Consider the following 15055-nt stretch of genomic DNA (forward strand, 5'->3'; position numbering starts at 1 on the left):
GAGGAAGCCTTGACCCCGGTCAGCCTCGGAATGCCGTCCGCGCCCCCGCCCGTCCTCGCGCCGCGGCGCAAGACCCGCCAGATCAAGGTGGGCTCGGTCGGCGTCGGCTCTGAATCCCAGATCAGCGTGCAGTCGATGACGACGACGCCCACCACCGACATCAACGCGACGCTGCAGCAGATCGCCGAGCTGACGGCCTCCGGCTGCGACATCGTCCGCGTCGCGTGCCCTTCCGCCGACGACGCAGAGGCCCTGCCGATCATCGCCCGGAAGTCCCAGATCCCCGTGATCGCCGACATCCACTTCCAGCCCAAGTACGTCTTCGCGGCGATCGAGGCCGGCTGCGCCGCCGTGCGCGTGAACCCGGGAAACATCCGCAAGTTCGACGACCAGGTCAAGGAGATCGCCCAGGCCGCCAAGGACCACGGGACCTCCATCCGCATCGGCGTCAACGCCGGCTCGCTGGATCCGCGGCTCCTGAAGAAGTACGGCAAGGCGACGCCCGAGGCCCTCGTCGAGTCCGCCGTCTGGGAGGCCTCCCTCTTCGAGGAGCACGACTTCCACGACTTCAAGATCTCGGTCAAGCACAACGACCCCGTGGTCATGGTGCGCGCCTACGAGCTCCTGGCCGAGCGCGGGGACTGGCCGCTGCACCTCGGCGTCACCGAGGCCGGCCCGGCCTTCCAGGGCACCATCAAGTCGGCCACGGCCTTCGGTGCGCTCCTCTCGCAGGGCATCGGCGACACGATCCGCGTCTCGCTCTCCGCCCCTCCCGTGGAGGAGATCAAGGTCGGCCTGCAGATCCTGCAGTCGCTGAACCTGCGCGAGCGCAAGCTCGAGATCGTCTCCTGCCCGTCCTGCGGCCGCGCCCAGGTCGACGTCTACACGCTGGCCGACGAGGTCACGGCGGGCCTCGAGGGCATGGAGGTCCCGCTCCGCGTGGCCGTCATGGGCTGCGTCGTCAACGGTCCGGGCGAGGCGCGCGAGGCGGACCTCGGGGTCGCCTCCGGCAACGGCAAGGGCCAGATCTTCGTCAAGGGCGAGGTCATCAAGACCGTACCCGAGGACCAGATCGTCGAGACGCTCATCGAGGAGGCCATGCGCATCGCCGAGTCCATGGAGGTCCCCGAGGACGGCGGCGGGGCCCCCACGGTCACCGTCTCCTGACGCCGGCGGGCAGCCCGTATGACGGCCGCATGACACAGGGCGCGCCCCCCGACGGGCGCGCCCTGTCGCATCCGCTCCGGTTCCTGACAGACTAGGGGCAGGGAACCGGGCGGAACGGGATAAGGGGAACGGTGGCGAGGATTCTCTCCAGGGTGGCACCGTGGCTGCCCGGAACACGGCGCATGCCGTCGGCGGGCGAGGAGCTGGGCGGCGGCGTCCGCGTGCTCGGCGACGCCGACACGCCGGGATTGCGCGCCCTCGTGGACCGAGACCCCGTCGCCCACCTCTTCATGGACTCCCAGCTCGAGGCCACCGGGACCGCCGCGCCGTCCTCGACCGGCTCGCTCGTGCTCGGCCGCTTCGACGGGAACCGGCTCGCCGCCGCATGCTGGGTGGGGATGAACATCGTCCCCGTCGAGGCCTCGCCGGAGGACGCGACGGCGTTCGCGGACGCGATCCTGCCGCTCGAGCGCCGCTTCTCCTCCGTCTTCGGCGATGCCCGCACGGTCCTGTCGCTGTGGTCGCGCCTGCAGGACGGCCCGCAGCGAGCCTTCGACATCCGCGCCTCCCAGCCGCTCATGCGGCTCGACCGCGCGCCCGAGCCGGGCCCCGGCGTCGTCCGGCGGACCCGGGAGGAGGAGTACGACGTCGTCCTGCCCGCCTGCGCGGCGATGTTCCAGGAGGAGCTGGGCTACTCCCCGCTCGCCGGAGGAGGATCCTACTACCGGGCCCGCGTGCGCACGCTGATCCGCCAGGGGCACTCCTTCGTGGACCTCGAGCCCTCCGGACGGGTCCGCTTCAAGGCGGAGCTCGGCACCGTCTCGCCGCGCGCCACCCAGATCCAGGGCGTCTGGCTCGCGCCTCAATTCCGCGGGCTCGGCCTCGCCGCCGGCTACATGGCCTCCGTGGCCCGGCACGCGCTCGAGCTGGCGCCCGTGACGAGCCTCTACGTCAACGACTACAACACGCCCGCGCTGGCGACCTACCGCCGCGTCGGCTTCCACCAGGTCGGGGAGTTCGCGACCATCCTCTTCTGAACCGGCGCCGGGCGGGCCGGACGCCGGGGGAGCAGGCGGTAAAGTGAAGGGGGCCCGGGCGGCCAGACCGCCCCGGACCCCCTGTCACGTCCCCGTGCCGGCCGGCTCGCGCCCCCGGCCCACGATCCAGAAAGAGGAGCCGTGGTTCTCCGACTCTCCAGCTTCTTCCTCCGCACCCTCCGCGAGGATCCCGTCGACGCCGAGGTCGCCAGCCACAAGCTGCTGGTCCGCGCCGGCTACATCCGCCGCGCCGCCCCGGGGATCTACACGTGGCTCCCGCTCGGGCTGAAGGTCCTCGCCAAGGTCGAGGCGATCGTGCGCGAGGAGATGAACGCGATCGGCGGCCAGGAGGTGCACTTCCCGGCGTTGCTGCCGAGGGAGCCCTACGAGGCCACGAACCGCTGGAAGGAGTACGGCGAGGGGCTGTTCCGCCTCAAGGACCGCAAGGACGCCGACTACCTCCTGGCCCCCACCCATGAGGAGATGTTCACCCTCCTGGTCAAGGACCTGTACTCCTCCTACAAGGACCTGCCCGTCTACCTGTACCAGATCCAGAACAAGTACCGCGACGAGGCCCGCCCGCGCGCCGGCCTGCTCCGCGGACGCGAGTTCATCATGAAGGACTCCTACTCCTTCGACATCGACGAAGCCGGCCTCGAGGCGGCCTACCAGGCCCACCGCGCCGCCTACCTGAGGATCTTCGCCCGGCTCGGCCTCGAGGTGGTCCCGGTCGCCGCGACGGCCGGCGCCATGGGAGGGTCGAAGTCCGAGGAGTTCCTGCACCCCACCGAGATCGGCGAGGACACGTTCGTCCGCTCGCCCGGCGGCTACACCGCCAACGTCGAGGCGGTGACGACCGTCGTCCCGGAGGAGATCGACTTCACGCACTTCCCGGCGTTCGAGGTCCTGGACACCCCGGACACCCCGACGATCGACACGCTCGTCGAGGCCTCCAACCGCATCGCCCCGCGCGAGGGCGGGCCGTGGACCGCCGCCGACACCCTCAAGAACGTCGTCCTGGCCGTCACGCTGCCCACGCTCGAGCGCCAGCTCGTCGTGATCGGCGTCCCCGGCGACCGCGCCGTGGACCTCAAGCGCGTCGAGGCCAACATCGGCGCGCACGTCGACGTCCCCGGCGAGCTGTCCGTGGAGGCCGCCACCGAAGAGGACCTCAAGAAGCACCCGCGGCTCGTCAAGGGCTACATCGGCCCTGGCCTGGGCGACGGAGACCGCCTGCTGGGCACCGACGCGGCCAGCGGGATCACGTACCTCGTCGATCCGCGCGTCGTGGCCGGCACGCGGTGGATCACCGGCGCCAACGAGGCCGGCAAGCACGTCTTCGGCCTCGTGGCGGGACGCGACTTCGGCTGGGACGGCGTCATCGAGTCCGTCGAGGTCCGCGAGGGCGATCCGGCCCCCGACGGCTCGGGGCCGCTGCAGACCGCGCGCGGGATCGAGATGGGACACATCTTCCAGCTCGGCACCAAGTACGCCGAGGCCCTCGGGCTGCAGGTCCTGGACCGGAACGGCAAGCTCGTCACGGTGACGATGGGGTCCTACGGCGTCGGCGTGACGCGCGCCGTGGCCGCGCTGGCCGAGTCCAACCACGACGAGCGGGGCCTGGTCTGGCCGCGCAACGTGGCCCCGGCCGACGTCCACCTCGTCGTCACCGGCAAGACGGAGGAGATGTTCGCCGCCGCCGACAAGATCGCGAACGAGCTCGAGGCGCTCGGCCTCGAGGTGATCTACGACGACCGTCCCAAGGTCTCCGCCGGCGTGAAGTTCGGTGACGCGGAGCTCATCGGCGTCCCGACCATCGCCGTCATCGGGCGCGGCCTCGCCGAGGGCCTCGTCGAGGTCAAGGACCGGGCCTCCGGGACGGCGGAGAACGTCCCCGTGGACGAGGTCGTCGCACGCCTGGCCGCGACGGTCCGCGGCTAGCGGCCCCGCGTGGTCGAATGGCTCGCCGGGCTTGAGGGCTCCGGCCTGGAGGACCTCCAGGCCGGGACCCTGCTCCTCGTGGTGGTCGCGGGCCTCGCCGCCGGCTGGATCGATGCCGTCGTCGGCGGCGGGGGGCTGCTCCAGCTCCCGGCACTGCTCCTCGTTCCGGGGATCACGCCCGTCCAGGCCCTCGCCACGAACAAGCTCGGCTCGGTCTTCGGCACCACGACGAGCGCCGTCACGTACTACCGCAGGGCCAGCCCGGACCTGAAGACCGCGCTGCCCATGGCCGGCATCGCGTTGGCCGGCAGCTTCGGCGGGGCGATCATCGCCACCGTGCTGCCCGCGTCCGTGTTCAAGCCCATCATCGTGGCCGCTCTCGTCGCCGTCGCGCTCTTCACGGCCTTCAAGCCCACCGTCGGCGAGCTGACGAGGCTGCGCTTCACCGGTCCGCGGCACTACGCCACGGCGGGCCTGATCGGGCTCGTGATCGGCTTCTACGACGGGCTGATCGGCCCCGGGACGGGCTCGTTCCTCATCATCGCCATGGTGGTCTTCCTGGGCTACAACTTCCTGGCGTCGAGCGCCAAGGCGAAGATCGTCAACATGGCCACGAACCTCGGCGCCCTGGCGTTCTTCCTGCCCTCGGGCCACCTGCTCTGGGGTCTCGGCCTGGTCCTGGGCGTGGCCAACATGATCGGCGGCTACCTCGGCGCGCGCATGGCCGTGAGCAAGGGGAGCCGGTTCATCAGGATCGTCTTCCTCGTGGTGGTCGGCGTGCTGATCCTGCGCCTCGGCTACGACGTGCTGCAGGAGAACATCCTCCACCGCGCCTAGCCCGGCCCGCCACCGCGTCGGTCGTGCGCGAACCGCGCGGCCGCGGCCTGCGGGTCAGTCGTTCTTGCGGCCGAAGACGATCTCGTCCCAGCTCGGGACGGAGGAGCGCTTCTGGCGGTTCTTGCGCGGCTGGCCGGACTCGTCGGGAGCGGCGTCGTCGCCGTCCGGCTCCGGTTCGTCCCGGGCGTCGAAGCGCAGGGCCCGCAGCGACGGCACGACCGTGAACTCGCTCGTGTGCGTGCTCACGCCGTCGTGCAGCCGGGGCAGGCCGTCATGGTCCGTGTCCTCGGCCAGGCCGAGGCGCTCCGCCTCGTCGGCGTCGACGAATTCCTCGTCGCGCGGATGGGCGGCCGGGATCTCGCCGCGCGTCAGGGCCTCCGCGAGCGCGTCGTCGGCGTCCTCGTCGGTGCCGAGCCGCTGCCCACGGCGGGAGCGGAGCAGGTCCAGGAAGTCCTCCCGGTCGCGGTCGGCCTGCGGGACGCCGGTCGCCGGGCCCGCCGGCGTCGCGGCATCGGCCTCGAAGTCGAAGGGCCGGTCGGAGACGGCCGTCAACCGGCGGCCGCCCAGGGGCGTGTCCAGGGGTTCGAGCTCGCTGAGCACCTGGGCCCAGCGGTTGGTGTTCTGCAGCGACTTGCGGGCCGGGTGGAAGATCCACCGCGCGGGCGGTTCCTCGCCGATCATCGACTGGTGCGTCGAGGAGGACGGGGCGAAGCTCACGACGACTTCCCAGGTGCCGTCGGAGCGGCGCCAGGCGTCCCACTCGGCGGACTCCGCGTCGATGCCCAATCCCGTCAGGCGGACCGGGACGACCTCGCCCAGGGTGGCGGGATCGTCGCCGAAGGTGGAGCGGTAGCCGTCGTTCGCCTGGGGTGCGGAGACCTCGACGCCCCGCGCCTGCTGGGCGACGTACTCCCGCTCGGCGAAGACCGGGCCCGCGTAGCGCATCACGTTGGCCAGCGGCAGGCCGGACTCCTCGGAGAGCTCCTCCGCCGTGGCGCCGGACCGGATCCGGGCCTGGATCTCCCGCGGGGCCAGTGACGCCCCGGGCGAGGGCGCGCCGGAGCGGGACGCGGGCCGGGACACGGCAGCACGCAGGGCCTCGTCGATGACCAGCTGGAAGCTGCCACCGTCCTCGGTGCCCAAGAGCAGGTGCCCGCCGTCCTCATGGACACCCACCAGCTTGACTTGCCGCATGAAAAACCTCCACAGCCGTTGCGTTCTCCCAGAAACAATGCCATTGAAGGGCCCGGAAACCCGTGATTTGCGGGGGTGTGGCGCGCACTCCGGTGGGACCCGCGGATGTGTCCTGGCGGCAAGGATGACGGGGCGGCCGACGGGGATTGGATTTTTCTCCGCCGATGGTGAACAATCTGTGCGTCACGGGCACAAAACGGCCCGTTGCGGCGTTGTACGGGCCGGGACAGGGGGATTCCGCTCCGGACAAGGGACGGGACGGAAGTTGTTTCCCGCAGGCACGGCCTGCGCCTAGACGAGGATTTCCCGCGCGGGCCAGGGCCTGCGCAGACCGATAGCAGCTACCACCGGAGCGTGATTGAGAGACTATGGCGACCGACTACGATGCGCCGCGCAAGAATGAGGACGAGCTCAGCGAGGACTCCCTCGAAGAGCTGAAGGGCCGCCGTTCGGACAAGCAGTCCGCGGTCGTTGACGAGGACGAGGCCGAGACCGCCGACAGCTACGAGCTTCCGGGCGCCGACCTGTCCGGCGAGGAGCTGCTGGTCCGCGTCCTGCCCGCGCAGGCGGACGAGTTCACGTGTGCCTCCTGCTTCCTGGTGCGGCACCGCTCCCAGGTCGCCAAGGAGAAGAACGGCCTGCTCTTCTGCAAGGACTGCGAAGGCTAGGAACCAGGGAAGCCGGGCCAGAGGGCCGGGCACCCCGACTGCATCAAGCGGCGTCCCTGACGGGACGCCGCTTTTGTGGTTTCCGGGACCGTGTGATCTCGGGGGCCCGCGGGGTGCGGTTACGGGCGCTGCAGCGCGGCGACGAGATCTTCCGGCCGGCGCGTCGAGGCGAGCCAGTAGGGGGTGGCGTCGCGCGGGTCCGTGATCTCGATCCGGGCGACGGGGTCGATCCACCCGCGCAGGCACAGGAAGGCCGTGCCGTTCAGGCCTCGGCCGCGCTGGAAGGTGGCGTCCTCGCCGCGGTACGCCGCGGCCTCGCCGACGTAGGAGCGCTCGATCACGGCGCGGCCCACTTGCAGGGTGTCTTCCGTGACGGTGATCGCGGACGTCGTGGCCACGCCGACGACGATCAGGGCCAGGACGACGACGATGGCGGCCACGATGCCGGCCGTGATGCCGACCGGCGCCAGGGCGACGAACGCCGCGCCGCCCGTCCCCAGGACCAGGAGCCAGATCCACCAGGCCGGCCAGAGCTTCTCGTGGAACAGGGGAGCGGGGGCGGTGGGGGACTGCTGCGGGGTGGTGGCCATGGCAACCAGTTTATGGCCCGTGAAGGAAGCCTTGCGCATTGGGGCGGTGCCGGATCGCCGCTAGAGTGAACACGTCCCCTTCCCGAAGCCTTGGAGAACCCGGCCCCATGCCCGAGACGCACGCGACCCTCGACGTCCAGCTGAAGATGCTCGACCCCGGACTCGAACCGCCGAGCTACGCCCATCCGGGCGATGCCGGGGCCGACCTGCGGGCCCGTGAGGACGTCGTCCTCGCTCCGGGCGAGCGCCGGCTCGTGCCCACGGGCGTCTCGCTCGCGCTGCCGGACGGCTACGTCGGACTGGTGCACCCTCGCTCGGGCCTGGCCACGCGCCACGGGTTGACCGTGGTCAACGCCCCCGGGACCGTCGACGCCGGCTACCGCGGAGAGATCGCCGTCACCCTCCTGAACACGGACTCGAGCCAGCCGATCGAACTGCGCCGCGGAGACCGCATCGCCCAGCTCGTCATCCAGCGCGTCGAGACCGCTCGATTCGTGGCCGTCGACGAGCTGCCCGGCTCGGTGAGGGGCGAAGGGGGCTTCGGGTCCACCGGGGGCTTCGCCGTTGCGGAACCCGGCGCCGGCGCCGCACGTTGACCTTCCGGCCGGTGTGTCCACCACCGGCCCTGATCGGCCGGCCCGTCCGGCCCAAGGAGCAGCACCATGATCTTCAAGCGCAAGAACAAGAACGCGGCGGGAACGCAGGACGCCGCGGCCACGGACGCCGCGGAGGCCCCGGAAGCCGTTGAACCCGGATCCGTCCCCGCCGAGGCGGGGACGGCGCCCACCGCGTTGTCCGGCCCGTTCGACGCCGAGTCCGAGGACGCGCCGGCGCGCGACGGATACGTCGACCTCGGGGCCCTGCTCATCGAGCCCATCGAGGGGATGAACCTGCGGCTCGAGGTCGAGGACGCCACGAAGCGCGTCGTCGCCGTCGCCCTCGAGCTCGACGGCTCGCGGCTGCAGCTGCAGGTCTTCGCGGCGTCGAAGTCCAGCGGCCTGTGGTCCGGCATCGCGGACCAGATCTCCGAGAGCATCGCCGGTCAGGGCGGCAAGACCGACCGCGTGCAGGGCCGCTTCGGCGAGGAGATCATCGCCCGCGTCCCCGCGACCGGACCCGACGGCACGCAGGGGTACATGGTGGCCCGCTTCATCGGCGTCGACGGACCACGCTGGTTCCTCCGCGGCGTCGTCGGCGGGCCGGCCACGCTGGACCGAGCCCAGGCCGAGCGCCTCGAAGACCGGATCGCCCGGGCGATCGTGGTCCGCGGCGAGCAGCCCATGCCCCCGGCCGAGCTCCTTCCGCTGCGCATGCCCGAGGGGGCCGTCGCCCGCCGCGAACCGGCGCAGCCGGGCGGCCCGTCCCCGGTGGCCCCGCCCGAGCGCGGCCCCGAGACGACCCAGATCGGCTAGGCGGTGCCCGCTCCGTCCGGGCCCTGCACCGGCATCGAGGGGCTGCCCCCGCGCGGCCGGGTCCACGCCGAGGGCTTCGTCGAGCACGTCCGGCTGCAGCCGGCCGCGCAGACGCCGTCGTTCCTGGCCAGCGTCGTGGACGCGCCGGCCCCGCCCGGCGGCCGGCGCCGTCCCGCACCGTCGCTGCGGCTCGTCTGGCACGGCCAGCGGACCGTCCCCGGCGTCGTGGCCGGGGCGAGGCTCCGCTTCTCCGGCATGGTGTCCGCCGTCGACGGCGTCCCCACGGTCTTCAACCCGCGCTACGAGATCCTTCCAGCGCCCGAGAGCAACGAGGCCCCCCGCCATGAGTGAGCAGGAACCGGTTCGACCCCGACCGGACGACGACGCCGCGCCGAGCGCGGAGGACATCGCCCGGCGCGTCGCGGAGAACGCCGGTGTCCGGCGCGGCGCGGACGGCCAGGTCGACGTCCTCGCGACGATCGGCGGTGTCCGGGGCCTCGCCGAGAGCGTGCTGCCGGGCCTCGTGTTCCTCGTGGTCTTCACGGTATGGCAGCAGCTCAATCCCGCACTGATCGCCTCCCTCGCCGTCGCCGCCGTCTTCACCGTGGCGCGGCTCGTCCAGCGCACGCCGCTGACGCAGGCCCTCGCCGGCCTCGCCGGCGTCGTCGTGTGCGCGCTCGTCTCCCGCACGACGGGCGAGGCCAAGGACTACTACGTCGCCGGGTTCTTCACGAATCTCGCCTACGGCGGCGCGATGGTGCTCTCGATCCTGCTGCGCTGGCCGCTCATGGGCGTCGTCCTGGGCTTCATCCGCGGCGAGGGGACGACGTGGCGCCGGGAGCCGGCGCGGCTGCGCGCCTATGCCGTGGCCACGTGGATCGTCGTGGCCGTGTTCGCGGCCCGGCTCGCCGTCCAGGTCCCCTTGTACTTCGCGGACAACGTGCCCGCGCTCGGGGCGGCCCGCCTGGCCATGGGCCTCCCGCTCTACGCGATCGGCCTGTGGCTCGCCTGGTCGCTCTCGCGCCCGCCCGCGGACGGGACGGCCACCACCAAGTCCTGAGCCACGGGGTCGCAGCGGTCCTTCCGGGCCGCGCGCCCGTCGGCACGTGCTACCCGGCCGACGGGTTCCCCGGCTCCGGCTGGGGCCGGAGCACGCGGCGCAGCTCGTCCTCCGCGGCGATCGCCGTGATGAGGAACAGCTCGTCCCGGGCCTCGATGACGTCGTCGGGGCTCGGCGTGATGGGCAGGTCGTCGCGCAGCACCGCCACGACGGTGGAGTCCTGCGGCCAGTCCAGCTGCCCGAGGGTCATCCCGATGAGCGGCGAATCGGCGGGAACCGTGAACTCCACCATGGACGTGACGCCGGTCTGCAGCGTCAGGAGCCGCACGAGGTCCCCGATCTCGACGGCCTCCTCGACGAGCGCCGTCATGAGGCGCGGCGTGTTCACCGCGACGTCCACGCCCCACGCGTCGTCGAACATCCAGTCGTTCTTGGGGTTGTTGACGCGGCCGACCGTGCGGCCGACGCCGAACTCGCTCTTGGCGAGGAGGGAGACGACGAGGTTGACCTTGTCGTCCCCGGTGGCGGAGACGACGACGTCGACGCCGTCGAGCCCGGCCTCCTGGAGCGTGCTGAGCTCGCACGCGTCGCCGAAGAGCCACCGGGCGCCGAGCAGCCCGCTGCGCCCGACGACCTCCGGCTTCTCGTCGATGAGCAGGACGTCGTGCCCGTGCGCGAGCAGTTCCCTGGCGATCGAGGAGCCCACGCTCCCCGCTCCGACGATGACGACCTTCACAGCTCCTCCTCCGCGCCGTCTCCGGCTGCCGCCGGCGGTGAGGAGAGGATCCTGTCGATCTCGCCGGTGGACCCCACGGGCATCATGGCGTGCAGGACGTCGCCCTGCTGCAGGCGGGCGCCGGGGCCGGGAATGAGGCCCTCCCCGAAGCGGGTCAGGTACGCGACGCGCAGCCCGGCCGCGGCCTCGATGTCCGCCAACGAGCTGCCGTACCAGTCCGCATGCACCGCGACCTCGCCGAGCAGGAGCCGGCCCGAGGCGTCGCGGAAGTCGCCGTTGACGCCCTGCTCGGGCAGGATGCGCCGCAGCACCTGGTCGGCGCTCCAGCGCACCGCGGCGACCGTGGGGATCCCGAGCCGCTGGTAGATCTCGGCCCGGCCGGGATCGTAGATGCGGGCCACGACGTGGGGCACGTGGTAGCTCTCGCGGGCCACGCGCGTGGCCAGGATGTTCGAGTTGTCCCCGCTCGAGACGGCGGCGAAGGCGTAGGCGTCGGCGATGTCCGCCCGCTCGAGCGTCTCGCGGTCGAATCCGACGCCGGTCACGCGGCGCCCCGAGAAGCCGCGCCGCAAGCGGCGGAAGGCCCGCTCGTCCTGGTCGATGATCGCCACGCTGTGTCCCGAATCGTCGAGCGCGTGGGCCAGGGTCACGCCGACCCGGCCCGCCCCCATGATGACGAAGTGCGCCACGTCAGCTCCTGGTTTCCGTACCTCGGCGGAGCGGCCCCGACGGCCCTCCGCGCCTTGTGAACCCCAGTCTCGCACGCTTCGGCCGCGCCGGTGTGGCCGTGCGGCGCCCGCCGGGCTAACGTTGACAGGTGCTGACGTTCCTCGACGCGCTCAAACGCATGCTGGTGGGGCGGCCCTTCCGGACCGAAAGCCTCAAGCAGGCCCCGCTGCGCCGCCGCCTCGCCCTGCCCCTGCTCTCCTCCAACGCGCTGTCCTCCGTCGCCTACGCCCCGGACGAGATCCTGCTGACGCTGGCGATGGCCGGGCTGTCCGCCATCTACTTCTCCCCGTTGGTCGGCGTCGCCGTCATGGCCGTCATGCTCGTCATCATCGCCTCCTACCGGCAATCGGTGAAGGCCTACCCCTCGGGGAAGGGCGACTACGAGATCGCCTCCGTCAACCTCGGTCCCCGCGCGGGGACCACGGTCGCCGCCGCCCTCCTGATCGACTTCGTCCTCACCGTCGCCGTCTCGATGTCCTCGGCCGCGCACTTCCTCGTCGCCGCCGTCCCCCTGCTCGACGGGAGGCAGGCGCTCCTGGCGGGCTCCGGCGTCGTCCTCCTGGCGGTCCTGAACCTGCGCGGCGTCGGCCGCTCGCGCATCGGCAACGCGGTGCCGACCTACGCGTTCGTCGCCGGCATGGCGGCCATGATCGGCGCCGGGGCGGTGGCAGCGGCCGCCGGCACCCTCGGCAGCGCACCGAGCGCCGGCTTCGAGATCGTCCCCGAGGCCGGCTACGAGGCCGGCCTGACGGGGCTGTTCGGGGCCCTGCTCGTGCTGCGGGCGTTCTCGACCGGCTCGGCCGCCCTGACCGGGATCGAGGCGCCGATCAGCAACGTCCCGACGCTCGCGCCGCCGCGCGCCCGCAACGCCGCCTCCATCCTGCTGTGGCTCGGGGTCATCGCCACGGCGCTGACCCTGGGCACCATGTTCCTGGCCCGCTTCACGGGCGTCCACGTCGTCGAGGACCCGCAGGCGAACCTGCTCCTGGACGGCGGTCCCATCCCCGCCGACTACGTCCAGGCCCCGGTCGTCGGTCAGCTCGCCCACGCCGTGTTCGGCCCGCATAGTCCGGGGTTCTACGCCATCCTCGCGCTCACGGCGGGCGTGCTGTGGATGGCCGGGCACACGGCGTTCCGCTCCTTCCCGGCGCTCGCTTCCCACCTCGCCGCCGACGGCTACCTGCCCCGCCAGCTGCGCACGCGAGGCGACCGCCTGGGCTTCAGCAACGGCATCCTCGCGCTCGGCATCGCGGCCCTCGTGCTCGTGCTGCTCTTCGACGCCCACGTCGCGACGCTGATCCAGCTCTACGTCGTCGGCGTGTTCGTCTCCTTCACCCTGAGCCAGCTCGGCATGGTCAGGCACTGGTCGCGCCAGCTCGCCGCGACCGCCGACCGGCGCGTGCGGCAGCGGATCGCCCGCTCGCGCCTGCTGAACCTCGTCGGCTTCGTGCTGACCGCCGCGGTGCTCGTCGTCGTCCTGGCCACCAAGTTCATCTTCGGCGCGTGGCTCGCGGTGCTCGGCATCGTGGCCCTCTACCTCGTCATGTACTCGATCCACCGCCACTACGAGGCCGTGGACCGCGAGCTGGCGATCGAGGACACCGACCCCGTCCGCGCCCTGCCCGCCCGCGTGCACGCGCTCATCCTCGTCTCCACGCTGCGCAAGCCCGTGCTGCGCGCCCTCGCCTTCGCCCGGGCCGGGCGGCCCTCGAAGCTCGACGCCGTGATCGTGGACATCGACGGGGAGAAGACGGCCCGGACGCTCGCCGAGTGGGAGCAGCTCGGGCTGCCCGTGCCGCTCACGGTGCTCGCCTCCCCGTACCGGGAGACGGCCGCGCCCATCATCGACTACATCAAGGGCATCAAGCGGGACTCGCCGCGCGACCTCGTGGTGGTCTACATCCCCGAGTACGTCGTGGGACGCTGGTGGGAACAGCTCGTGCACAACCAGACGGCGCTGCGGATCAAGACCCGCCTGCACTTCGAACCCGGGGTCGTCGTGGCGAGCGTTCCCTGGCAGCTCTCCGAGTCCACGCACGGGAGGGCGCTCTTCGAGCAACCCGGAGCCACCGCGCCCCGTCAGGTGCCGGGCACGACGACGGACACCACCTCCGGTACGACGCCGGACACGACCCCGGGCCCCGCCCAGGAGGGACCACGATGAAGCACCCCGCACCCGAGGACCCCTCCGCCGCGTCCCGCGCGGACGCCGCCGGCGGCGCCGTGGTCGAGCTGCGCGTCGGCGCGCCCGCGCACGGAGGCCACTTCGTGGCGCGGCACGAAGGGCGGGTCGTGTTCGTGCGCCACTCCCTGCCCGGGGAACTGGTCCGGGCGCGCCTGCGGGCGGACGACGCGTCGGCGCGCTTCTGGCGGGCGGACGCCGTCGAGGTCCTCGAGGCCTCGCCCGACCGGCGCCCGCACCCGTGGGCCGAGGCCGACGCGCTGCGGGCCGCAGAACGCGGGACGCTGCCCGTCGGCGGGGCCGAGTTCGGGCACATCGGGCTCTCCCGGCAGCGGGCGCTGAAGGGCGAGGTCTTCGCCGAGCAGCTGCACCGCCTCGGCGGCATGGACGCCGACGCCGTGGGCTTCGCCGGCGTCGAGGCCGTCGACGGCGAGCATCCGCTCGGGCTCGGCTGGCGGACGCGCGCGGCGTTCAGCGTCGACGCGGCCGGACGGCTGGCCATGAACGCCCACCACTCGGACGTGCTCGTCCCGGTGAAGGACATGCCCCTGGCCACGGACGCGATCCGCTCCCTGAAGCCGTGGGACGTCCCGCTGCCCGGCATCGCGCGCGTCGAGATCGCCGCCCCGGCCGCCGGCGGCGGGGTCCTCGTCCTGCTGATCGCGGCGCCGGACGCGCCCGCCGGTTCCGCCGAGCGCGCCGCGCGCCGGCTGCCCGACGGCGTCTCCGTCGCGGCGGCCACGCAGGCCGCCGGGTCCGCCGCCGACGGGAAGGGCAGCCTGCGCCGCCTGGCCGGGCGGACGTGGGTCGCCGAGGAGGCGGCCGGGCATGCGTACCGGGTCACGGGGGAGGGCTTCTGGCAGATCCACCGGCGGGCCCCCGACGTCCTCGTCGAGGCCGTCACCGGCCTGATCGCGCCGTCCCCGGGCGACGCGGTCGCGGACCTCTACGCGGGGGCGGGGCTCTTCACGCTGCCGCTCGCCGCCGCCGTCGGACCCGAAGGCCTCGTGTATTCCATCGAGGGCGCGCCGGGCACGAGCCGGGACGCGCGGCGCAACGCCCACGAGCTGCCCCAGGCGAGGGTCCGGCAGGGCCGGGTCGAGCGGCTCCTGCGCCCCGCCGCCGCCGAGGCGGGCCGGGACGGGAAGCGGTTCTCCGGCGTCGTCCTGGATCCCCCGCGCACGGGTGCCGGCAAGGCCGTGGTGCGGCAGATCGCCGAGGCGGCGCCGGCGAGGATCGCCTACGTCTCCTGCGACCCCGCGTCCTTCGCCCGCGACGTCGCCGACTTCGCGCGCCGCGGCTACCGGCTCGCCTCGGTGCGCGTCCTGGACCTCTACCCCAACACCCACCACCTCGAGACCGTGGGGCTGCTCGTGCCGTCGGGCCCGGGGCCGGCGTCACACAACGGCTAGACTGGGTCCAGCTCTGCCGTATTTCCCGCGATCCCCGTCTGCTGTTAGGCAGTCCTTACTGGCACGGGGGTTACGTGTGCAACAAAGATG

Annotated in this window: 15 protein-coding genes; 11 read left to right on the top strand and 4 right to left on the bottom strand. The window is 72.6% G+C overall.

The annotated features are described in order from the left end of the window. Positions 1-9: 9 nt before the first annotated feature. The 4 genes from ispG (at position 10) to AC0QR5_RS02160 (ending at position 4982) form a co-directional block, all read left to right on the top strand. Entirely contained in the window at positions 10-1167 is a 1158-nt protein-coding gene (ispG, locus tag AC0QR5_RS02145; protein ID WP_329859970.1) for a flavodoxin-dependent (E)-4-hydroxy-3-methylbut-2-enyl-diphosphate synthase, read from the top strand. Positions 1168-1319: 152 nt separating this feature from the next. Continuing rightward, positions 1320-2204, top strand: coding sequence for a GNAT family N-acetyltransferase (locus AC0QR5_RS02150; RefSeq protein WP_329859971.1), 885 nt, complete (start codon positions 1320-1322; stop codon positions 2202-2204). Between the two features lie 141 nt (positions 2205-2345). Further along, a complete protein-coding gene (locus AC0QR5_RS02155) occupies positions 2346-4145 on the top strand; it encodes a proline--tRNA ligase (protein WP_329859972.1) in 1800 nt (599 codons plus the stop codon). A gap of 9 nt (positions 4146-4154) precedes the next feature. Further along, positions 4155-4982, top strand: a complete 828-nt coding sequence (locus tag AC0QR5_RS02160; RefSeq protein WP_329859973.1) for a sulfite exporter TauE/SafE family protein — start codon at positions 4155-4157, stop codon at positions 4980-4982. Between the two features lie 54 nt (positions 4983-5036). On the opposite strand, the gene sepH is transcribed toward AC0QR5_RS02160, so the two are convergent. Continuing rightward, entirely contained in the window at positions 5037-6176 is a 1140-nt protein-coding gene (gene sepH, locus AC0QR5_RS02165) for a septation protein SepH (RefSeq protein ID WP_329859974.1), read from the bottom strand. Positions 6177-6544: 368 nt separating this feature from the next. On the opposite strand from sepH, the gene AC0QR5_RS02170 reads away from it, so the two are divergent. Beyond that, positions 6545-6844, top strand: a complete 300-nt coding sequence (locus AC0QR5_RS02170; RefSeq protein ID WP_329859975.1) for a DUF4193 domain-containing protein — start codon at positions 6545-6547, stop codon at positions 6842-6844. Positions 6845-6963: 119 nt separating this feature from the next. Here the strand turns inward: AC0QR5_RS02170 and AC0QR5_RS02175 are convergent, their stop codons facing one another. Continuing rightward, the gene (locus AC0QR5_RS02175) at positions 6964-7434 is read right to left on the bottom strand and encodes a DUF3093 domain-containing protein (RefSeq protein WP_329859976.1); all 471 of its coding nucleotides are present in this window, start codon (positions 7432-7434) and stop codon (positions 6964-6966) included. A 107-nt stretch (positions 7435-7541) separates the two neighbouring features. On the opposite strand from AC0QR5_RS02175, the gene dut reads away from it, so the two are divergent. From dut to AC0QR5_RS02195, 4 genes are all read left to right on the top strand, one after another. Then, the gene (dut, locus tag AC0QR5_RS02180) at positions 7542-8030 is read left to right on the top strand and encodes a dUTP diphosphatase (protein ID WP_329859978.1); all 489 of its coding nucleotides are present in this window, start codon (positions 7542-7544) and stop codon (positions 8028-8030) included. A gap of 66 nt (positions 8031-8096) precedes the next feature. Continuing rightward, positions 8097-8846 carry a DUF3710 domain-containing protein gene (locus tag AC0QR5_RS02185; RefSeq protein WP_329859979.1) on the top strand — a complete coding sequence of 250 codons (750 nt, stop codon included), beginning with the start codon at positions 8097-8099 and terminating at the stop codon, positions 8844-8846. Positions 8847-8849: 3 nt separating this feature from the next. After that, positions 8850-9197, top strand: a complete 348-nt coding sequence (locus tag AC0QR5_RS02190; RefSeq protein ID WP_329859981.1) for a single stranded DNA-binding domain-containing protein — start codon at positions 8850-8852, stop codon at positions 9195-9197. After that, positions 9190-9906, top strand: coding sequence for a DUF3159 domain-containing protein (locus tag AC0QR5_RS02195; RefSeq protein ID WP_329859982.1), 717 nt, complete (start codon positions 9190-9192; stop codon positions 9904-9906). Before AC0QR5_RS02190 ends, AC0QR5_RS02195 begins: the two co-directional genes overlap by 8 nt. 49 nt (positions 9907-9955) lie before the next feature. Here the strand turns inward: AC0QR5_RS02195 and AC0QR5_RS02200 are convergent, their stop codons facing one another. Continuing rightward, on the bottom strand, positions 9956-10642 hold the full coding sequence (locus AC0QR5_RS02200) for a potassium channel family protein (protein WP_329859983.1): 687 nt from the start codon (positions 10640-10642) through the stop codon (positions 9956-9958). Beyond that, entirely contained in the window at positions 10639-11331 is a 693-nt protein-coding gene (locus AC0QR5_RS02205) for a potassium channel family protein (protein WP_329859984.1), read from the bottom strand. The genes AC0QR5_RS02200 and AC0QR5_RS02205 overlap by 4 nt, the downstream gene beginning before the upstream one ends. A gap of 128 nt (positions 11332-11459) precedes the next feature. On the opposite strand from AC0QR5_RS02205, the gene AC0QR5_RS02210 reads away from it, so the two are divergent. After that, the gene (locus AC0QR5_RS02210) at positions 11460-13535 is read left to right on the top strand and encodes an APC family permease (protein WP_329859985.1); all 2076 of its coding nucleotides are present in this window, start codon (positions 11460-11462) and stop codon (positions 13533-13535) included. Then, complete coding sequence (locus tag AC0QR5_RS02215; protein ID WP_329859987.1) at positions 13532-14965, top strand: class I SAM-dependent RNA methyltransferase; 1434 nt, start codon at positions 13532-13534, stop codon at positions 14963-14965. The genes AC0QR5_RS02210 and AC0QR5_RS02215 overlap by 4 nt, the downstream gene beginning before the upstream one ends. The last annotated feature ends 90 nt before the right edge of the window (positions 14966-15055 follow it).

Source organism: Arthrobacter sp. J156 (assembly GCF_056172865.1).